This is a genomic window from Providencia sp. PROV048, assembly GCF_033688165.1.
Taxonomy (GTDB): Bacteria; Pseudomonadota; Gammaproteobacteria; order Enterobacterales; family Enterobacteriaceae; genus Providencia; species Providencia hangzhouensis.
In genome coordinates this window covers 2,463,970-2,484,425 of sequence record NZ_CP096360.1, presented here as the reverse complement: position 1 = coordinate 2,484,425, position 20,456 = coordinate 2,463,970, and the positions used below count along the sequence as shown (strand labels likewise).

The following is a 20,456-nucleotide window of genomic DNA, read 5'->3' as shown; positions in this document are numbered from 1 at the left end:
ATTTGAAGGAAAACCTTCAATTATCCATTCGATTAACAAAACACCATCAATTAACTTATTAAGCAATCATTGATGGGGAGGAATGGGTGATGAATCACAAACAATTTTACGCGACAGGTCAAGCTCAGCTACAGATAGGGGTAAGCCCATTATCGTGGGTTAATGAGGTTTTACCTGAGTTTGGCATGGGAGTATCTGCAGAACAATGTTTGTCACAAGCGAGGCAGGCAGGTTATCAGGGAGTTGAAATGAGCCGAATTTTTCCGCGTGGACCCGCTCAGTTAACGCAACTATTGCAGAGATATCAACTCAGTTTAATTTCTGGTTGGTTCGATGGCTTTTTGACTGAAAGGAGCGTTGAAGATGAATTGAATGCCGTGGAGGCACACGCAAAGCTGTTACAGGCGTGCGGTTGTCAGGTCATGGTTTATGGTGAGTGTGGCTGGATGGCAGATAATGCTCTCGATATTCCATTTTCTAATAGACGTCTGTTACCTGTTGAACAGCGTAAAAGCTATGCGCAGAAACTCACTTCATTTTCCCAGCAACTGTATCAACGCTATGGCTTATACCTTGCTTATCACCACCATTTAATGATGGTCGCCGAAAGTTTTGATGAGATCCACAGCATTATTAGCCAATGTGGCGAAGAGGTCGGCTTATTGTTAGATACGGGTCATGCTGCCGCTGCCGGTTTTAATTATCAATATCTTATCAATGAGTTTGCTTCTCGGATTTGCCATATCCACTTGAAAGATGTGCGTAAGGAAGTCTTACAGAAAGTACAAACTGACCAACAAGGTTTCAATGATGGTGTGCGTAGAGGCATGTTTACTATCCCGGGAGATGGTTGTATTGACTACCAGCCTTTAGCGACATTTTTACACGGATCCGGTTACCAAGGCTGGATTGTAGTTGAAGCAGAACAAAACCCACAAATGGCACCGCCTTATGAAACGGTAGCGCGTGCTTATCAATACGTGACTCAACACATTTTAACTCGAAATTAAGGAATGATTATGGCGACGAAAACACTCAATGTAGGGTTAATTGGTTCAGGGTTTATGGGGCAAGCACATGCAGATGCATGGCGCCGTGCAGGCTTGTTATATGCAGACTTACCCTTAAAACCTGTACTACATACTTTGGCTGACGCAACAGCATCGATAGCAGAACAAGCCGCAAAACGTTTTGGATTTGCTCATTGGACCGCAGATTGGCGTGAAATGGTGCACCATCCAGAGATTGATATTGTTGACATTACAACACCAAATAACATGCACTTTGATATGGCTCTAGCTGCTATTCATGCAGGTAAACATGTGTACTGTGAAAAACCACTCACTGTTAGCCTTGAAGAAGCACATATTTTAGTAGAAGAAGCACGTAAGGCAAATGTGAAGACGATCATGGCCTTCAACAATATCAAAACACCAGCCGCGCAATTAGCAAAACAAATGATTGAACGCGGTGAGATTGGTGAGCTGACCCGGTTTCGTGGTTGGTTTGACCAAGGTTTTTTCAATGATCCCAATTTGCCTTGGAGCTGGCGTTGTTCACGAGAGTTGGCAGGTTCTGGTTCATTAGGTGATTTAGGCTCTCACGTGGTAAGTGTTGCCCAATATTTGATGGGGCCTGTCGCGAGTGTAATAGGGCAGGAGCAAACATTTATTAGCGAGCGGCCAGAAGCCGGGCAAGGCTCAGGTTATGGTGCCACCGCTAGCAGTCAGTCAGTGAAAAAACGGGTTGAAAATGATGACCAGTTTCAAGCATTAGTCCGTTTTACGAATCAAGCGGCGGGAGTGATTGAATCATCTCGTATCTCTGCGGGTAAAGTATTTGGTATTGCTTGGGAGGTATCTGGAACTGAAGGCACCATTATTATGGATGGTGAACGATTTAATGAGCTAAAAATTGCCCGTTATAGTGACTCTAATCATGATCGTGGTTTCAAAACTATTTATGCAGGTTCACAGGTTGATTCGTTCGCTGGGTTCTTTGGTTTTGACTTTGCGGGGGGGGGATTAGGCTATTTTGACATTAAAGTTATTGAAATTTATGACTTAATTAAAGGATTGGTGAGTAATCAGCCTTGTTTCCCTGATTTTACCTTTGGCTATGAAAATCAAAAAATCATTGATGCGATGATCCACTCATCGAACCGTGGGGGTGTGGTTTCGATTAAATAATCATCATGTTGATAGGATAAGGAGAATGATATGTCTGTATTATCATATAGACATAATGAAAGCGTGGCGTTGATAACCGGTGGGGCATAAGGTGTAGGGTTTTCCATTGCTAAACAGTTAGTTCATGAGGGCTGTCGGCGTATCATTCTCGCTGGTCGCGACTCGCAAAAGGGTGAGAAGGCGGTGGAAGAGTTACATGCTTTGGACTGTGAAACTTTGTTTATCTCAATTGACTTACAGTGTGCTGATGAATGTCTGGCATTAGTCGATATATATGCTAAGTGATGACGCGGGTGTGATGACGGGGAGTTTAGTGGATTACGATCAAAATATAACAGGGGCTTATCCAGAATAAGTTGGTCGCTAGATAAAAAATAGAGAGGGCAGATTGATACGCTGCTCCTCTTTACGTTCTGGATGCTTTTAATTCTTGCTATGCATTACAAGTCTTGCCGCCAAGCATCAATCGACAAGGGTTCACCGAAGTGACTTTCAATTAACCGGCGGGTAACGTCGTGGAGAGGGGCGGCTAAAACTTCTGCGGTATTACCACGCTCAACAACTTCGCCTTTATCCATGACAAGCATTTTATCGCTGACGTGTTTCATCATCCCCAAGTGCTGGGTAACATAGATAAATGCAATATCTTGTTTTGCTTGTAAATCTAACATTAAGTTGATGATTTGCGAGCGCATGGACATGTCTAACGAAGCTAACGCTTCATCAGCAATAATAATTTCGGGTTGTAGAATAAGTGCTCTTGCCAATGCAATACGTTGTTTTTGCCCAGATGCTAACATGTGTGGATAATATTCAGCGTGGTCGGCGAGTAACCCGACTTGGCGAAGCGTTTGAATAATACGCCTTTCACGTTCTATGCCAGTTAAGTCAGTGTTTAATTTTAAAGGGAGCTCAAGGGTTTGACCAATACGCTGCCTTGGGTTTAGGGATGTACTTGGATCTTGGAAAATCATGCGAATACGCTGGCAACGGTAGCTATAATCGCCAAAATTCAGGCGTTGTCCACGAATGAAAATATCGCCGCTGGTGGGTTCTACAACGCCTGATAACATTCGCGCAAGGGTTGATTTTCCTGAGCCATTGGCGCCAATAATAGCTAATGTTTGGCCTGCCTGTAAGTTAAAGCTAACGGGTTTGACGGCTTGTAATTCGTGTCGATGAAATAACCCTTCACGAAAACGGAAAGTTTTTGTGAGATTACGGACTTCAAGTAAGGTTTCCATTTAGGGTTGTTCCTCGGTGTTTAGCGGGTAATGGCAAGCAACGAGATGGCCTTTAATATTGCGTAATTGTGGCGCGTTGATGCAAGTTCGTTGTGCATAGGGGCAACGAGGTCCAAGGCGACAACCAATGGGCAAATGTTCAAGTGAAGGAATTGCACCAGGTAGCGTATTTAACCGCCCTTTATGGGGAAGAGGGCTTTCAAAATCAGGGATTGAGCGGATTAGTGCTTGAGTATAGGGGTGGCGTGGCCGTTGTAGAATATCCTCAGGAGTTGCGCTTTCCACTGTTTGCCCGCAATAGAGTACATTGATGCGATCAACAAGTTTCGACATCATTTCCATATCATGGCTAATGAGTAAAATTCCCATATTATTGTTTTGGTTTAATTTATCCAATAACCGGAAAATTTGAGCCTGAGTAGTTGACTCCATAGCATTGGTAGGTTCATCAGCGATTAATAACCGGGGTTGGTTAGCGATGGCAATCGCTATCATGACTTTTTGACATTCACCATCGGTTAATTCATAAGGATAACTGCGCATGATATCTTTATGATCTTTTATCCCCACACGGTGCAATAGCTCTATCGCACGACGTTTACGCCAATTAAAACGTTGCCACCAGCGGCCTTTATAAGTCCACCCTGGGATAGCTTGGATAAGCTGTTTACCAATATCAGCAGCTGGGTCGAGACAAGATTGTGGCTCTTGAAATATCATCGAGATATTATGGCCAATTAGTTTGCGGCGTTTACGTGGGCTGAGTTTTAGTAAGTCAATGTCTTGAAAGCGAAAACGGTCAGCTTTTACTCGAATATTATCTTTAGTCACGCCACAGATAGCTTTTGCAATAAGGCTTTTTCCAGAACCTGACTCGCCAACTAAACCTCTTATTTCCCCCTCAGATAGCGTCATTGAAACGCGGTCAACCGCTTTGACGGGGCCATTTGCAGTCATAAATTCGATAGTTAAATTGCGGATGTCTAGAAGTGGCATTATTCAACCCCCGCGTTGATGGCACGATGTAACCCGTCACCTAAAAGGTTAACAAAAAGCACGCTTATCATGATGGCAGCACCTGGCAAGATAACCGTCCAAGGAGCCACATAGATAAGCTCTAAAGTATCACCTAGCATAGCACCCCATTCAGAAGAGGGAAGTTGTGCACCTAAATCAAGAAAACCTAAAGCAGCAATATCTAAAATAGCGATAGAAAGTGCTCGAGCCAGTTCAGTGACGAGAATAGGGGTAATGTTAGGAAGTACGGTATACCATAAAATAAAAATGTTTGAAGCGCCATCAAGGCGTGCGGCAACGATGTATTCTTTATCTAACTCATCATGTACAGCGACATAGATAGTTCTTACCATTCGTGGAATTAATGCAAGGCAAATAGCTAGCATTGCATTTTGTAGGCTAGCGCCCATAAAGGCGACAACAATAATTGCCAGTAATAAGGAAGGAATTGACAGTAACGTATCGAGTATATGGTTAAAAATTGCAGATTTTAACCCGCGAGTCATCCCAGCTAAGCAGCCGAGAACTAATCCAATAAGTGTCGCAATCAGTGTGACTAAAATAGCGGCACCAAATGTCGATTTAGTACCAATCAATAGCCGACTTAGAATATCACGGCCCAGATCGTCTGTACCAAAGAAGAATGCCACTTCGCCATAATGAGACCAAGACGGCGGCGTTAATTGGTAACCTAGAAACTGTTGATCTAGTGCATAAGGTGCCAGATAAGAGCCAACAAAACATAAAATTAATAAAACCAACACACCAACAAACCCCACCATAGAGGTTACATCTGATGAGAAGATATTCCATACCACTCGAGTTGGGGATGGCATTTTTTGTTCACGATAAAAATTATCTGAGGACATACCAATCCTTATGTTTTAATGGGTCCATCATGGCACCTAAAATATCAGACAGCACATTTACAGTAATCACGAGCGCACCAATTAGCATCACCCCAGCAGAAATCGCAGAGTAGTCTTCTTGGCGGATTGCTGTAACCAACCAACGACCAAGCCCCGGCCAGTTAAAAACGAGTTCAGTGACCATGGTCAGTGTTAACATCGTAGAAAACTGTAAGCCAAGCTTAGGAATAATCGGTGGAATAGCATTATGAAAAATATGGCGGCGAATGATTTTAATCCGTGAAAGCCCTCGAATAGCGGCTGCTTTGATATAATTTTCACTGGCGATTTCTTCGGTGCTATTACGTACTAACCGAATAACCTCGGTTGTTGGTGCGAGTGCTAAAGTGAGGACAGGTAACACCATGTGCTCAAGTACATTGATAATCATATCTTTACGATAGGGGGAGTCAGAAAGCCATGCATCAACCAAGGCAAAGCCAGTCACCGTTTTTAAATTATATAATAGGTCAATTCGGCCAGATACAGGAAGCCATCCTAGATGTAATGAGAAAAAGAGAGTTAAAACCAGTGCAAGTACAAATACAGGGACAGAAAATCCTAATAAAGCAAAGACACTGATAGCAATATCTGCAGGCTTGTTACGCCAAAATGCAGCAATGATGCCGAGTGGTATACCTGTCGTTAAAGCAAAAATAAACGCTAAAATGCATAACTCCATGGTTGCAGGGAATGTGTCCCTTAATTGTTCGGTTATGGGTTCCCCGTTGATACTTGAAACACCAAAATCAAAATGGAGTAAGCCTTCAAAATAAAAAATATAGGCATCGATAAGTGATGCGCCGCTCAGAGGTGCATTAGGCGTAAAATAGCTTAAACTAAAGCTGACTAGCGATAAGAAGAACACCGTGACTAATAAAAGTAAAAAACGACGCAGTGAATAAATAATCATGGTTTCTGCCTCTGTTTTTTCGGAGAAACTTTTTCAGGCTGCTCCATTTCACGATACACGCCAGCAAATGAGGTATTACCAAACGCACTGATCATTAGGCCTTTTATATCATAGCGGTAGGCCTGTAAACGTAAAGAATAGGCGAGGGGTAAGACGGGTAAATCTTCTCCTAAAATTTGCTGTGCTTGGTGGTAATAATCTATACGTGCGGCTAATTGCTGTGTCAATAGTGCCTTATGTAAGATTTCATCAAAGGCAGGGTTACACCAATGGCTTAAATTGGTTTGGGAACCAATTGCTGCACAACTCAGTAGCGGACGGAAAAAACTGTCTGGGTCATTACTGTCAGTTGTCCAACCCGCTAATGTCATATCATGGCTTCTATCCATTAATTGGTTTTCTTGGAAACGGCCTTCGACAGAACGGATATTCATCACAATACCGACCTGCGCTAAATCAGCTTGGATAAGCTCTGCCATCTTAAGTGGGCTTGGGTTATATGATTGGGAGGCGATTGGTACCCATAAATCTAGTTTTAGATTTTCTAATCCCATCTCTTTGAGCATTTGCTTAGAAAGTTCGGGATTATAATCGGTGATCTTTGCTTGATTGTCATAAGCCCATGATGCTCTTGGTAAAATAGATGCAGCTGTTTCTGCCGTGCCGTAATAAATTGATTGCATTAGACGTTCATTATTAATTGCATACGCAATTGCTTGGCGTACTTTTAGCTTATCTAATGGCGGCTTGCTGGTGTTAAATGCGAGGTAGGCAATATTCATCCCAGAACGCATAGAAATTCGTAAACGCGGGTCATCGCGTAATACCTTTAACTGGCTTGCGGCAGGGTAAGCTAAAACGTCACATTCCCCAGTGAGTAATTTTGAAATACGGCCAGTTCCACCTGCTCCCATGTCAACAACCACTTCTTCCATACGAGGCAAGCCCTTCCAATAATTGTCATTTCTAAGAAGTCTAACGAATTGCCCTGCTTGGTAGTCATCTAAATGAAATGGCCCCGTACCAATTGGTCGCCAATCGATCAGCTCTTGGCGATTTATGCTTGAAAGGAAATCGGCATATTCGGATGAAAGAATAGGAGCATAATGTGTCGCCAAATGCCATAAAAAAGACGCATCAGGAGAGTTCAAACGAAACTCCACTGTATGGTTATTAATTTTACGTATGCTTTGCACGCTGTTGGCGAACTGTAAGCTATCGAAATAAGGGTAATGCCCCCCATTGATGTAGTGATAAGGGTGATTCACCTCAAACATGCGGGAAAAGCTGAACACAACATCATCAGCATTCATATTGCGCGTAGGTGTAAACCAAGTTGTATTTTGGAATTTTACATCTTTGCGCAAGTATAAACGGTAAGTTGCACCGTTATCTAAAACTTCCCATCTAGCAGCCAGTTCAGGAACCAAGCGATAAGTGAACGGATCAACATCTAATAGCCGATCATAAATTTGAGCACCGAGAGGGTCGACAATTAGCCCACTACTAACTAATTGTGGGTTAAACGTGGTAACGACCCCATTTACACAGTAAATAAAGCCTTTTTGGCGTATATCTGCAGGGACCTCGTTAGCCACAATATCGGTAAAGCGCTCTTGGTTATTAAGCGCTTGTGCAGACACAGAAATGATAAATAAAAACCAAACAGTTAATAGGCGCATACCACTGACATCGTTAACGAGAATTGACCTATTGTAGCGTAAAAATGGGGATACAGGGTATAAGCAAAATTTAGCCTCATAACGTATGAAAATTAAGCTAAAAGGGATGATGTTAATATAATAATCAACTTAAATTATTATATTAATCATTGAAGTATGTCTTAATGAGAAAAAATCTCATTAAAAAGCTTTACAAATGACACTGATAACGATTATCATTCGTTTTGTCACTTAAGCCGAGTGCTTATGTAGACAAGGCATGACATTGCTCACATTGCTTCCAGTGTTTTACTTAATAGCCAGCTTGGGTGCTGGCTTTTTTTTCTACAAAATAAATGAGCTTGTTTAGCATAATTTCTAGCTATTATTTTAAACCCACATAATGTAGGTCTTCATCGGTTACGTTGCCTTGGAGGGTGCATAAGAAACGAACAACACCTCTTTGCTCGTCCTTTTCAATAATCAGCATTTTCTCAGCAGCATTTGGTTCCAAGTTGTAATCTTGCGTTGCGTGTTCGTTGAATACCCATTTACTTTGCAAATTATGGCGGATCATCGGTGAGTAGATATAAGTATTTCCCACCTTTATAATCGCAATCCTTGATGAAGTATAGCGGACAACCTCTTCAAGACTTTGTGTAGTTTCAAATCCCCAAAAATAGTATTGACCACGCAAACCTAAATAGGCGAAGCCATCATATTTATCAAAATTACTATGACTAACAAAAAAACGGTTAAAAGTCACAATACCGGTTGGTGAAAAATTGAGATCAACAGAAACTTGTTCATCGGTATCTAACTTATTATTTTTCAATACATTAGAAATATCGTTTAAAACAGGGTCATCTTTTATTTTCTTGAAGAAAGCGGCATCACAGTAAGAAAATGTTTTCATCAATGATTGCGCATTAACCGTCGGAGATAACCCTAGAAGAAAAAAGGTGATCGCTAGTACATTTATATTTTTCATAATAGGCTCCTCATATAATAAGAATTATATTAATAGAGATATCATATAAATATATTTCGCACAGTAGTTAAATATGACAAGGTGTAAATACAAATAATAAAACAGCATTAATCATATTAAAATAGAATTATCTATCTATATATAATTAACTAAACGTGCTAAAGAAAATTATATTTTTTATATAATAGCTAGTGGAAATTACTAATTATCACTTTTTTTGTGGGGGGTAAAATGGTTTTTAGTGTAATTTGGCTTAATTTTTTATGATGAAGTTATCTTTTAACTAATTGTTATTTATTGTTTTTATTTTATTTGGTTTTTTACTGATGCTGTTAGTAATTAAGTGATAAGTAATATTTAAAAGTGCAATGTGAAATTGAAAACATTTAGTAATAATAAAGCCCACGATTTTCAAATTTAAATTTTGTATCTCTAAGTATATTGTATTAGTTCAAACAATAAATTTGGATTGTTTGAACTAATAGGCTATTAAATTTCAATATTTATTTGATGTTTTTTAATTAAACCACGCAGTTGGTCATAACTTAGAGATAACCGTTGTGCTGCTTTACGCTGATTAAAATGACAATCTGCTAGCGCTTGTTCTAATAGCGCTTTTTCAGATTGTTGTTGCCACTGGCGTAAGTCACAAGGTAGTGAAGGTAAAATGGTATTTGATTGTTGGGAAGGCGGTATGGGTTGGGGGCTTGGTGATTCATGTAGCTCAGCAAGTTTTTCACCAAATGGATTGAAAATAATATTATCAACGGGTTCAGCACGGTTTCCATGGCGGTATATTGAACGTTCAATGACATTTTTTAATTCGCGTACATTACCTGGCCATGGGTAGTTTTGCAGGGCTTGCTGGGCATGTCGTGTAAAACCTGTAAAGTGCGAACGTTTTAATTCACCACACATTAAAATAGCAAAATGCTCTGCTAATAATAATATATCAGGTTGTCGTTCTCGTAATGGGGGAAGGCGAATAACATCAAAAGCCAGTCTATCTAAGAGGTCGGCTCGAAAACGACCTTGTTTGGCGAGTTCGGGTAAATTGGCATTTGTGGCACAGATTAAACGCACATCTACGTGTAAAGCTTGGCTTCCACCGACACGTTCAAGCTCGCCATATTCAATGACACGCAGGAGTTTCTCTTGAACTGACATAGGTGCAGTCGCGAGTTCGTCAAGAAAAAGAGAACCTTTGTCAGCTCGTTCAAAGCGCCCTTGATGGCGTTTTTGGGCTCCCGTAAAAGACCCCGCTTCATGTCCAAATAATTCAGAATCCAGCAAATTCTCATTGAGTCCGCTGCAATTGAGAGAGATAAAAGCTTCTTGCCAGCGAGGGGAAAGGTAATGGAGTCTATCTGCGATAAGCTCTTTCCCCGTACCGCGTTCACCGATAACTAGAACAGGTTTATTGAGCTGTGCGAGTTCAGAGGCTTGTTCGAGTACATCGAGAAAATTACTTGAAACGCCAAGAATAGGTTCATTGGTTTCTTTCATGGTTTTTTTCGCCAATAGTTGGTTTAAAATGCCTGTATTTGAACTATAGACTAAAATGATTTTCAGGGGAAGCTTATAATTATTCTCTTTAAAATCATATCAATATGAATTAATTTAAAAGTTGGCACGCCAATTGCTATTTAAAATATGTAACAGCAGTAGCTAAATACAGCAACATGCGAATTGTTGTTAGACTTACGGAGCGTCAGGTATGGGTTGGAAGCCAAATCAGGTCGAGGCGCTACAGAATGATTAAATCCATCAAGGGGATATAAACAATGGGTATTTTTTCACGTTTTGCCGATATCATTAATGCAAACATCGCTTCTTTGTTAGACAAAGCAGAAGATCCGCAAAAAATGATCCGTCTGATGATTCAAGAAATGGAAGATATGTTAGTTGAAATCCGGTCAACATCAGCACGTACTTTAGCAGAAAAGAAAGGTTTAGAACGCCGCATTGAGATGGGCGAAAAACAAGTTGCTGATTGGCAAGAAAAAGCAGAATTAGCGCTGGTGAAAGATAAAGAAGATTTAGCGCGTGCGGCACTGATTGAAAAGCAAAAAGTGAGTGCAATGGTCGATACCTTAAAACACGAGCTGATTATTGTTGATGAAACCTTGACTCGCTTGAAAGGTGAAATCACTGAATTAGAAAACAAATTGCAAGAAACTCGTGCGAAACAGCAATCAATGGTTGTTCGTATGGAAGCCGCACAATCTAGTCGTAATGTACGTCGCCAATTGGATAGTGGCAAACTGGATGAAGCAATGGCGCGTTTTGAACAGTTTGAACGTCGTATAGACCATATGGAAGGTGAAGCCCAAAGTTATGGTATTGGTAAACAAAAATCACTGGATCAGCAGTTTGCAGAGTTAAAAGCAGACGACGAAATAAGTGCGCAATTAGCGGCACTTAAAGCTAAAATTAATAAAGATCAGTAACAGTTATTTTGATGCACTGGTACGTTAGTAATATCGTATCAGTGCCATAGATAGGTTAACCATATGTATAAGGATATGTGATGGGCTACGTTTTTCTGTCTCTCGTATTAATCATTTTTCTCATTTTTATTCTGCCTATTTGGCTGTGGCTTCATTACAGCAAAAAAAATAGTGGGCAGGGGAGTCAGCTAACTGAAAATGAAGTACAACGTTTGATGCAATTAGCAGAACAAGCATCACAGATGCAGCAACGCATTAAAACGCTTGAAGATATTTTGGATGCAGAACACCCAAATTGGAGGCAAAAATAATGACTCAATTTCGCGACCGCAAACTTTACCGTTTAACGGATAGACGTGTGTTCGGTGGTGTGTGTTCGGGTATTGCTGAGTATTTAGAACTTCCAGTTGCTTTGGTTAGAGCATTAGCCGTATTGGCTCTATTTGTCAGTTTTGGTATTACTTTGATTTTGTATATCGTGATGTGCTTTGTCGTAGAAACGGCACCAAGTGGCTACCGTTCACAGCAAGATATTGGCCCAGAAGTCAGTAGTCTTATTAACCAAATCGATACACAATTAAAATCAGGTGAAATGAAGCTACGCCAGATTGAAAGATACGTTACATCAGATACTTATACAGTAAACAGTAAATTTCGAAATCTATAATAAATCGTATCGCCATCACATGACAAGGGATTAGGTTTCAAAACCAAATCCCTTTTGTTTTTGATAAAAAAGTGAGTGAAATATGGCAAACAACGTTCGTTATCGAATTAAAAAATTTGCAAAGAAACTTTTGCTACGAAAAGGTATTCGATTCGCCGCAGTGTTGCTTATGACGTATGGCCCAGCAGGGTTCATAGGTAAACTTATTAAGTTATTGACAAGTAAATGGTTGCTTAATGTACTAATTAAACGGTTAACCTAATACAATTTGTTTTATGCTAAATTATAGAACGCAATATGACGTAAAATGAGTTTAAATTGAAAGGATAAGTCTTGGGAGGAGCATGAAACGACTGCACAGTGAATTAACTGATTTGATGAATAGAAGTGTTGATCGTCATGTTAGGCTCGCAGTAACAGGGCTTAGCCGTAGTGGAAAAACCGCATTTATTACTTCACTGGTGAACCAATTATTGAATGTGAATGCGGGCGCACGGCTCCCTTTATTTTCTGCCGCGCGTGATAAGCGGTTGTTAGGGGTGAAACGGATACCTCACCGTGATTTGTCAGTACCACGCTTTGCGTATGATGAAGGTATTGCATCCCTTTATGGGGAACCACCGCAATGGCCAACACCAACACGGGGTGTCAGTGAAATACGCCTTAAATTGCATTACCGTTCAGAAGACTCTTTTTTGCGCCATTTTGTCGATAACTCATCATTATATTTAGAGATTGTGGATTATCCCGGCGAATGGTTGTTGGATTTACCCATGCTAGATTTAAATTATCTAGCATGGTCTGAACAAATGAACACCTTAATAAAGGGAGAGCGTGCACATTTAGCCCAACCATGGCTGACATTGTGTGAAAAATGTGACCCTTTAGCGCCTGTTGACGAAAATTTGCTGGCTGAAATTGCTGCTGCCTACACCCAGTATTTAGTGGAATGCAAGGCCCAAGGGCAACATTTTATTCAACCGGGTCGTTTCGTTTTACCGGCTGAATTAACAGGAGCACCCGCACTCCAATTTTTCCCATGGCCAAATGTAGCCAAATATGGTGATAAAAAGCTCGCACAGGCAGGAAAAAACACCAATATTGGCGCATTACAGCAACGCTATCAATATTATTGTGAGCATGTTGTTAAGGGTTTTTATCGTGATTATTTTCAACGTTTTGACCGACAAATTGTTTTAGTTGATTGTTTGCAACCGTTAAATAGCGGTGTTGATGCATTTAATGATATGAGAATGGCGTTAACCCAATTAATGCGTAGTTTTCATTATGGTAAACGCACATTATTGAGGCGTTTATTTTCACCTTGTATTGATAAATTACTCTTTGCGGCGAGCAAGTCAGACCATGTAACACCAGACCAGCATGCAAATTTAGTGGCTTTGTTGCAACAATTAGTGCAAGAGGCATGGCAGCATGCTGCATTTGAAGGGATCAGCATGGATTGTGTTGGTTTAGCATCAATACAAGCAACCGAAAGTGGCCTTGTGGATTATAAAGGTGAAAAATTACCTGCGTTAAAAGGGAATCGGTTAAGTGATGGACAACCGCTAATGTTTTATCCTGGTGAAGTCCCAAAACGGTTACCAAATGAGCAATTCTGGCAAACTCAAGGTTTTCAATTTGAAGATTTCAGACCAAGGCCAACGCCAATGGATCAACCATTGCCACATATTCGTATGGACAGTGCGCTTGAATTTTTGTTGGGAGATAAACTGAAATGAATGAACCTTTAAAACAGCGTTTAGATTTCGCTGAAAGTAGTGAAAATGATACGAAAGAATCGCTAAAAAAAGCCCAAGTTTTTGATGAACGAGAACTCGAAAAATTCACTCCAGTTTCTTTGGAAGCAGAACAAGATAGCCAAGAGGGTGAGGTTGAAAGCCTGATTAACGAAGCGTTAAAACCAAAACGGAGTTTTTGGAGAAAGTTAGTTGGCGCTGCAGCAGGAATTTTTGGGGTCAGTGTCGTTGCTCAACTGGGCGTTTGGATCCATCAATCATGGGTAACACAAGATTGGACTGCGTTAGGTGTTGCTGCTGCGGGTGGTTTAATCGTTGTGGCGGGTGTAGGGTCAGTCGTTGGTGAATGGCGGCGGTTGTATCGCTTAAGAGAACGAGCAGAGGAACGAGACTTTGCTCGCGAATTATTGCACAGTCATGGAATGGGACAAGGAAAGGTTTTTTGTGAAAAATTGGCAAAACAATCTGCGTTATCAATGCAACATCCTGCGATTGTTAATTGGCAAGCCACTCTCCATGATTCTCATAATGATAGAGAAGTTGTTGAATTATATAGTCGAATGGTTCAGCCTATTCTTGATGAACAAGCTCGTAAAGAAATTAGTCGTTGTTCCGCTGAATCGGCCATTATGATTGCGGTGAGCCCGTTAGCACTGGTGGATATGGCATTTATTGCCTGGCGAAATATCCGTCTAATTAATCGGATCGCGGCAATCTATGGTATTGAACTCGGTTATTACAGCCGAATTCGGCTATTTCGTATGGTGCTCATTAATATTGCCTTTGCAGGTGCATCTGAATTAATTCGTGAAGTGGGGATGGATTGGTTATCTCAAGACATTACCGCACGGTTATCAACACGTGCAGCACAAGGTATTGGTGCGGGTTTGTTAACTGCACGTTTAGGTATTAAGGCGATGGAATTATGCCGACCACTGCCTTGGATTGAAAACAAGCCTCGTTTAGCCGATTTTCGTCATCAGCTAATTGGCCAATTAAAGAATGTTATTCCCAGTAAAAAAGATAAAGCGTAAAGAAATATCGCTGGCAGAGTGAGTTGACAGTTTTCACTCACTCAGCAGCATCATTTGTTGATTAATATACTTATTGTTATTTCAAGCCTTAAAAAATTAAGGAAAGCAGTGATTTTATTTGTTAATACCTATGAAGCTTACAAGCTGTCAACAATTTGTGACACAAACACTGTATTCCCTTAATGTTTAAGGCTAAAATACCTTTATTCTCTCGGCTTTTTTGATGAAGGTTCCTATCCATGCGCCTCGAAGTGACCTGCCAAGACCGTATCGGTTTAACGCGTGAATTACTTGATCTTTTAGTCCTACAAAATATTGATTTAAAAGGTATTGAAATATCTCCTCAACGTAGGATTTACCTAAATTTTACACCTGTAGATTTTCAGGTATTCAGCACATTGATGGCAGAAATACGGCGTATCAATGGTGTTATTGATGTGCGCCGAATTTATTTTATGCCTTCAGAAAGAGAGCATAAAGCTGTTTGGGCGCTATTAAACTCATTTCCAGAACCTGTTTTGTCCATTGATAATAAGCTAAATATTGAGTTGGTTAACCCAATGACATTGCAATTATTTGGTTATGATGAGGCAAAAATTCGAGAAAAAACCTTTTCTCAGTTAGTCAGTAGCCAAGGGCTGGTGCGTTGGTTTGAACGAGAGTCACCAGAAGCTTATACAGAGAAAGTCGTCATTAAAGGCCAAGACTATTTGATGCAAGTGACTCCTATTATTTTGGCAGATGAACATGGTAAACTCCATTGTACAGGAGCTGTGTTGCTGTTGAAATCGGCTGAAATTTTAGATAAGCAACGTAAACAAGTTATTGAGGCAGATGGCAGTGGTTTTGAACAAATTATTGCTGTTAGCCCTGTCATGGCAAATGTAGTTGAACGGGCTAAACGTGTTGCGATGCTGGATGAGCCATTATTACTCGTTGGTGAAACAGGGACTGGGAAGGATATCTTAGCGAAAGCTTGTCATTTGCATAGTGCGCGAGGAAAAGAACCGTTTTTAGGTTTAAATTGTGCTTCGATGCCGGATGATGTCGTAGAAAGTGAATTATTTGGTTATGCAGCAGGGGCGTATCCAAATGCAGTTGAAGGTAAAAAAGGTTTTTTTGAACAAGCAAATGGCGGAACAGTATTGCTTGATGAAATTGCTGAAATGTCACCTCAAATGCAAATTAAGTTATTACGTTTTTTAAATGATGGAACATTTAGGCGTGTTGGCGAGGAACGAGAAGTTAAGGTTAATGTCCGTGTAATTTGTGCAACACAGAAAAATCTACCTGAATTGGTGGCAGAAAAAAAATTCAGAGAGGACCTTTATTATCGTTTAAATGTACTCACATTAACCATCCCTCCATTACGTGAACGTAAAGAAGATATTCTACCGCTAACCAAGACATTTGTAGCCAGTTTTTCCAAAGAGCTTCATATTGCAGAGCCTAAATTGGCGCCTTCGCTAATCGAATTTTTAAGCAGTTATTATTGGCCGGGTAATGTAAGGCAACTGAGAAATGCCCTTTATCAAGGGTTAACTCAACTTAATGGCAATATATTGGAAGTAGAGGATATCCAATTACCAGATGTAGTTAATTCCCCTGCATTGGCTTTAGATTCGCTCAATGGCTCACTAGATGAAATCACTAAACGCTATGAAGCGTCAGTATTAGCGCGCTTGTATCGTGATTACCCGAGCACCCGTAAATTAGCTAAACGCTTGGATATTTCTCATACGGCAATTGCCAATAAATTGAGAGAATATGGTCTCAATACGAAAAAAGAGCAAAACTAATTTAAATGAACAAAAGAATAACCTATGTGTTAACAGCAATAGGTTTGTTTTTTAGTGGTTCTGGCATTGCAACGGCAATACCGACCCACGGTTTGAATAAGTATTGCCGAGATGTTGTAGTACGAACAGTCGGTAAAATCTATGAGAATAGGGCACTAATTCAATGTTATTTTAAAGACGTACCTTTTTTAGCTCGTGTTTAGTATGGCAAAACCTTACTAATACTATTGCTAATTGGTGAATTTTCCTGCTATATAACAAAGACAGCTACTGTTTTAGGGTATCGTAATCTCATCTGATGGGTTTCAGCCTACAAGGAGTTGCCATGGACCAATTCACTATTAATTTCATTGTAAATCGTAAGCTACGCGAATACATGAGCCAGAGTCATTATAAAAATGATATGTTTGAGTCTGCTGCCTCAGCTGCCGAACTTTATCTGATGAATAAAGCTGCAGTAAAATATTTAACGAAGAAAAATCGTTTCACGTGGGAGGCATTGGTGAAAAATGGCCATAAGCCTCGAGACCTTATTATTGATATTTTGACATCTTGTTGCCCTGTCACTCAGGATCAAGCCTTAAAAGTATTGAGTACGCTTTCTCATACTTTGATCTCTATAATGAGTGACAATAAGTTATTTGCGAATGTTGTTAATGCGAAGAACCACCAGCCATTGTACTGGGCTCACGTAGATTAGTGTGGTTTTGATATTGAGTAATGAAGCGGGAAATTCCCGCTTCATTACTAATTACAGTGAGTTAAATGATATAAAAAGCTTATTTTAGGCTGTTTAATGCACTGTCGTAATCAGGTTCTTCAGTAGTTTCAGAAACTAATTGGCTATAAATAACGTTATTATTTTCATCTAAGACAACAACGGAACGTGCATTTAAGCCTTTTAATGGACCACTAGCGATAGCAACACCATAGTCATTAGCAAATGAATCACTACGGAAAGAAGATAGCATAACGACATTATCTAAACCTTCTGCACCACAAAAACGTGCTTGTGCGAAAGGCAGGTCAGCAGAAATGCATAACACAACCGTGTTGTCCAACTCGTTTGCGAGCTTATTAAATTTGCGAACTGATGCCGCGCATACGCCAGTGTCTACACTTGGAAAAATATTTAAAACTTTTCTTTTACCTTCATAAGTTTCCAGCGTTGCTTCGCTGAGATCTTTGGTGACAAGGGTAAGGGGCTTAGCTTTTGAACCCGCTTGTAAAAAAACACCATTAACTGTGATGTCATTACCTTTTAATTTAACTGTTTGCGACATGAATTTTTCTCCCGTTCATAAAGTGATTCACTGTTAACTTAATCTAACTTCTAATAAAAAATCTTTGCGATTAAAGGTTTTTTAATGAGTCGTTATACAGTGCTGAGTTTTACATTATACTAATGACCAAATTCTATACAGAGACCTTATCACTTACTTTGATTTTTACATGGGCAAAGTAAGGTAATATTACATACTTTTTATTAGGGTATGGTGCATTATCATTATATAACAACTAAGCTTTTTTAATGCTTGCGCTTTTTGTTATGCACCTTTTTAAGTTGTCTTATGAAGTGTAACAAAAGGAAATCTGTCTGTATTGATTTCTTTAGTCATTATTTACTGATCAGAAAAATGATAAGGATATGGACATAGCTATTATTGTATAATACGAGTATTAGTTTATATGTATTTAGATAGATAAATCAATTAATTACAAGAGAAATATGGATTTATGAAATATGAAAGCATAAGATAAACTACAGAAATCGCTGCTTGATATTATCTAAGCTGAGTGAGATTTCTCTCTATAATCTATTGTTTTTTATGGATATATTAGAATGTGTTTCAAAAATTAGTTTACCTAAATGAAACTTAACACGTAAATGCAGTCATGTTGCTAATAATAGCATCTTTACTTGAAATCATTTAACTAGGCTTTTAGTTAACTTTATTTATACTAACAAGATAGAAAATAAAATGCATAAACATTCATTCACATCTTTAGCTGTTTTGATTTCTTCAGTTTTGTTTACTACACAAGCTATTAGTGCGGTGATACCCACCGGCACTGTTTTAGCTGAAAACCAAGAAGTTACGCGTCATTTAAAAGACGAGCCAGCTTCTTTGGACCCGGTAAAATCAGTGGGGTTAACGGAAGCGCAAGTCATGCGTGACTTATTTGAAGGGCTTGTTAACCAAGATGACCATGGAAAGCCTATCCCAGGTGTAGCCCAAAATTGGAATACAACAGATAACCGGATTTGGACATTTACACTGAGGGCTGATGCTCGTTGGTCAAATGGTGACCCTGTCACGGCTCAAGATTTTGTTTATAGCTGGCAACGTCTCGTTTCACCGGTAACATCGTCACCATTTGCTTGGTTTGCAGCATTAGCAGGTATTAATAATGCGCAAGGTATTATTGATGGAAAGCAGCCTGTTGAACAGCTCGGTGTTGAAGCGGTTGATACGCATACATTAAAGATTACTTTAAATAAACCAGTACCTTATTTCCCTTCATTAACAGCTAATTTTAGTTTATTTCCTGTTCACCAAGGAACCGTTGAAAAGTTTGGTAATGACTGGATAAAAGTAGGTAATTTAGTCGGAAATGGCGCTTTTGTTTTATCTGACAGAGTGGTTAATGAAAAAATTGTTTTAGTTCCAAACAAAAATTATTGGGATCATCAAAATACGGTGATAACTAAAGTCACTTTTGTCCCAATTAACCAGGAGTCTCATGCAACTAATCGTTATTTAGCGGGAGACTTGGATATTACCGAATCATTTCCAAAACAACGCTATCAAAAATTATTGAAAGATATTCCTAATGAAGTCTTTACACCAGACCAATTAGGGACCTATTACTATGCATTTAATACCCAACGCGCACCGACGGATGACGTTCGTGTTAGAAAAGCCTTATCCATGGCGATTGACCGCCAATTAATTGCTAATAAAGTATTAGGTACAGGGGAAAAACCTGCAAATTATTTTACTCCCGATGTCACCGATGGCTTTAAACCTGAAAAAGGGCTTTACAATAGCTACTCACAAAAAGAATTAGACCAGCAAGCAAAAGTGTTATTACAGCAAGCAGGTTTTGGTCCAAATCACCCGTTAGAATTAACGTTGTTATACAACAGTTCAGAAAATCATCAGAAAATCGCGATTGCAATTGCATCTATGTGGAAGAAAAAATTAGGCGCTGAGGTCAAATTAGTTAATCAAGAATGGAAAACTTACATAGATAGCCGGAATACAGGAAATTTTGATGTTATACGTGCATCATGGATAGGTGATTTTAATGAGCCTTCAACATTCTTATCTCTGCTTACGTCTCAGCATACTGGTAATATACCAAAATTTAATAATCCTACATACGATAGCGTTATTGAGTCGGCGAGTATTGAAACAAATGCGCAATTACGTAATCGTTATTATAATAATGCGGAAGCAATCATTGCAAAAGAAGCTCCAATCGCGCCTATTTACCAATATACTAATGCACGCTTAATTAAGCCTTGGTTGAAGGGGTACCCAATAAACAACCCCGAAGATGTCGCTTATAGCCACAGTTTCTATATTATTAAACATTAAAATAGGATACAGCCTGTGCGAGGTACGGGCTACTTTTTCTGAAGGAAAGAAAAAAAGCTCCTTCCTCTGGAGAATGGGAAGGAGGACCAAAAAAGGAATAAACACTACCTTTTCATAATAAAAAAATCATCATGAACTTTATTGCTCGTTTGTGTCAATTATGTAGTGTTATTTAGCAAAAATGGCGATATTTTGTGATTTATGGGAAATTGTCTGTT

General features: G+C 39.6%; 19 protein-coding genes. 11 read left to right on the top strand and 8 right to left on the bottom strand.

The window, feature by feature from the left end; translation table 11 throughout:
* The first annotated feature begins 89 nt into the window (after positions 1 to 89).
* The 3 genes from iolE (at position 90) to M1F26_RS20000 (ending at position 2,474) form a co-directional block, all read left to right on the top strand.
* On the top strand, positions 90 to 1,010 hold the full coding sequence (gene iolE, locus M1F26_RS10920) for a myo-inosose-2 dehydratase (RefSeq protein ID WP_125890985.1): 921 nt from the start codon (positions 90 to 92) through the stop codon (positions 1,008 to 1,010).
* Positions 1,011 to 1,019: 9 nt separating this feature from the next.
* Positions 1,020 to 2,189 (top strand): Gfo/Idh/MocA family protein, encoded by a 1,170-nt coding sequence (locus tag M1F26_RS10915; RefSeq protein WP_125890986.1) that lies wholly within the window; start codon positions 1,020 to 1,022, stop codon positions 2,187 to 2,189.
* 105 nt (positions 2,190 to 2,294) lie between these two features.
* Complete coding sequence (locus M1F26_RS20000) at positions 2,295 to 2,474, top strand: KR domain-containing protein (protein WP_140170895.1); 180 nt, start codon at positions 2,295 to 2,297, stop codon at positions 2,472 to 2,474.
* Between the two features lie 155 nt (positions 2,475 to 2,629).
* Here the strand turns inward: M1F26_RS20000 and sapF are convergent, their stop codons facing one another.
* From sapF to pspF, 7 genes are all read right to left on the bottom strand, one after another.
* Positions 2,630 to 3,433, bottom strand: a complete 804-nt coding sequence (sapF, locus tag M1F26_RS10910; protein WP_004263864.1) for a putrescine export ABC transporter ATP-binding protein SapF — start codon at positions 3,431 to 3,433, stop codon at positions 2,630 to 2,632.
* Positions 3,434 to 4,429 carry a putrescine export ABC transporter ATP-binding protein SapD gene (gene sapD, locus M1F26_RS10905; RefSeq protein WP_094961769.1) on the bottom strand — a complete coding sequence of 332 codons (996 nt, stop codon included), beginning with the start codon at positions 4,427 to 4,429 and terminating at the stop codon, positions 3,434 to 3,436.
* On the bottom strand, positions 4,429 to 5,319 hold the full coding sequence (gene sapC / locus M1F26_RS10900; RefSeq protein ID WP_140170558.1) for a putrescine export ABC transporter permease SapC: 891 nt from the start codon (positions 5,317 to 5,319) through the stop codon (positions 4,429 to 4,431). The genes sapD and sapC overlap by 1 nt, the downstream gene beginning before the upstream one ends.
* Positions 5,306 to 6,271: a putrescine export ABC transporter permease SapB gene (gene sapB / locus M1F26_RS10895; protein WP_094961771.1), complete on the bottom strand. Its 966-nt coding sequence runs from the start codon at positions 6,269 to 6,271 to the stop codon at positions 5,306 to 5,308. The genes sapC and sapB overlap by 14 nt, the downstream gene beginning before the upstream one ends.
* On the bottom strand, positions 6,268 to 7,953 hold the full coding sequence (gene sapA, locus M1F26_RS10890; protein ID WP_094961772.1) for an ABC transporter substrate-binding protein SapA: 1,686 nt from the start codon (positions 7,951 to 7,953) through the stop codon (positions 6,268 to 6,270). The genes sapB and sapA overlap by 4 nt, the downstream gene beginning before the upstream one ends.
* A gap of 364 nt (positions 7,954 to 8,317) precedes the next feature.
* Positions 8,318 to 8,923: a hypothetical protein gene (locus tag M1F26_RS10885; RefSeq protein WP_140170557.1), complete on the bottom strand. Its 606-nt coding sequence runs from the start codon at positions 8,921 to 8,923 to the stop codon at positions 8,318 to 8,320.
* A gap of 489 nt (positions 8,924 to 9,412) precedes the next feature.
* Entirely contained in the window at positions 9,413 to 10,429 is a 1,017-nt protein-coding gene (gene pspF, locus M1F26_RS10880) for a phage shock protein operon transcriptional activator (RefSeq protein ID WP_140170556.1), read from the bottom strand.
* A gap of 278 nt (positions 10,430 to 10,707) precedes the next feature.
* On the opposite strand from pspF, the gene pspA reads away from it, so the two are divergent.
* From pspA to M1F26_RS10845, 7 genes are all read left to right on the top strand, one after another.
* Positions 10,708 to 11,373 carry a phage shock protein PspA gene (gene pspA / locus M1F26_RS10875; RefSeq protein WP_004263893.1) on the top strand — a complete coding sequence of 222 codons (666 nt, stop codon included), beginning with the start codon at positions 10,708 to 10,710 and terminating at the stop codon, positions 11,371 to 11,373.
* Between the two features lie 80 nt (positions 11,374 to 11,453).
* On the top strand, positions 11,454 to 11,684 hold the full coding sequence (gene pspB, locus M1F26_RS10870) for an envelope stress response membrane protein PspB (RefSeq protein WP_004263897.1): 231 nt from the start codon (positions 11,454 to 11,456) through the stop codon (positions 11,682 to 11,684).
* Entirely contained in the window at positions 11,684 to 12,040 is a 357-nt protein-coding gene (pspC, locus tag M1F26_RS10865) for an envelope stress response membrane protein PspC (protein WP_140170555.1), read from the top strand. Before pspB ends, pspC begins: the two co-directional genes overlap by 1 nt.
* Positions 12,041 to 12,384: 344 nt before the next feature.
* Complete coding sequence (locus M1F26_RS10860) at positions 12,385 to 13,782, top strand: YcjX family protein (protein WP_140170554.1); 1,398 nt, start codon at positions 12,385 to 12,387, stop codon at positions 13,780 to 13,782.
* On the top strand, positions 13,779 to 14,834 hold the full coding sequence (locus M1F26_RS10855; protein ID WP_094961775.1) for a YcjF family protein: 1,056 nt from the start codon (positions 13,779 to 13,781) through the stop codon (positions 14,832 to 14,834). Before M1F26_RS10860 ends, M1F26_RS10855 begins: the two co-directional genes overlap by 4 nt.
* A gap of 239 nt (positions 14,835 to 15,073) precedes the next feature.
* Positions 15,074 to 16,633: a transcriptional regulator TyrR gene (gene tyrR / locus M1F26_RS10850; RefSeq protein ID WP_140170553.1), complete on the top strand. Its 1,560-nt coding sequence runs from the start codon at positions 15,074 to 15,076 to the stop codon at positions 16,631 to 16,633.
* Positions 16,634 to 16,958: 325 nt separating this feature from the next.
* Positions 16,959 to 17,333 carry an ATP-binding protein gene (locus tag M1F26_RS10845; RefSeq protein WP_094961776.1) on the top strand — a complete coding sequence of 125 codons (375 nt, stop codon included), beginning with the start codon at positions 16,959 to 16,961 and terminating at the stop codon, positions 17,331 to 17,333.
* 79 nt (positions 17,334 to 17,412) lie between these two features.
* On the opposite strand, the gene tpx is transcribed toward M1F26_RS10845, so the two are convergent.
* Positions 17,413 to 17,916: a thiol peroxidase gene (gene tpx / locus M1F26_RS10840; protein WP_004263934.1), complete on the bottom strand. Its 504-nt coding sequence runs from the start codon at positions 17,914 to 17,916 to the stop codon at positions 17,413 to 17,415.
* A 699-nt stretch (positions 17,917 to 18,615) separates the two neighbouring features.
* Between tpx and M1F26_RS10835 the strand changes: the two genes are divergently transcribed.
* Positions 18,616 to 20,238, top strand: coding sequence for a peptide ABC transporter substrate-binding protein (locus M1F26_RS10835; protein ID WP_140170552.1), 1,623 nt, complete (start codon positions 18,616 to 18,618; stop codon positions 20,236 to 20,238).
* Positions 20,239 to 20,456: the final 218 nt, after the last annotated feature.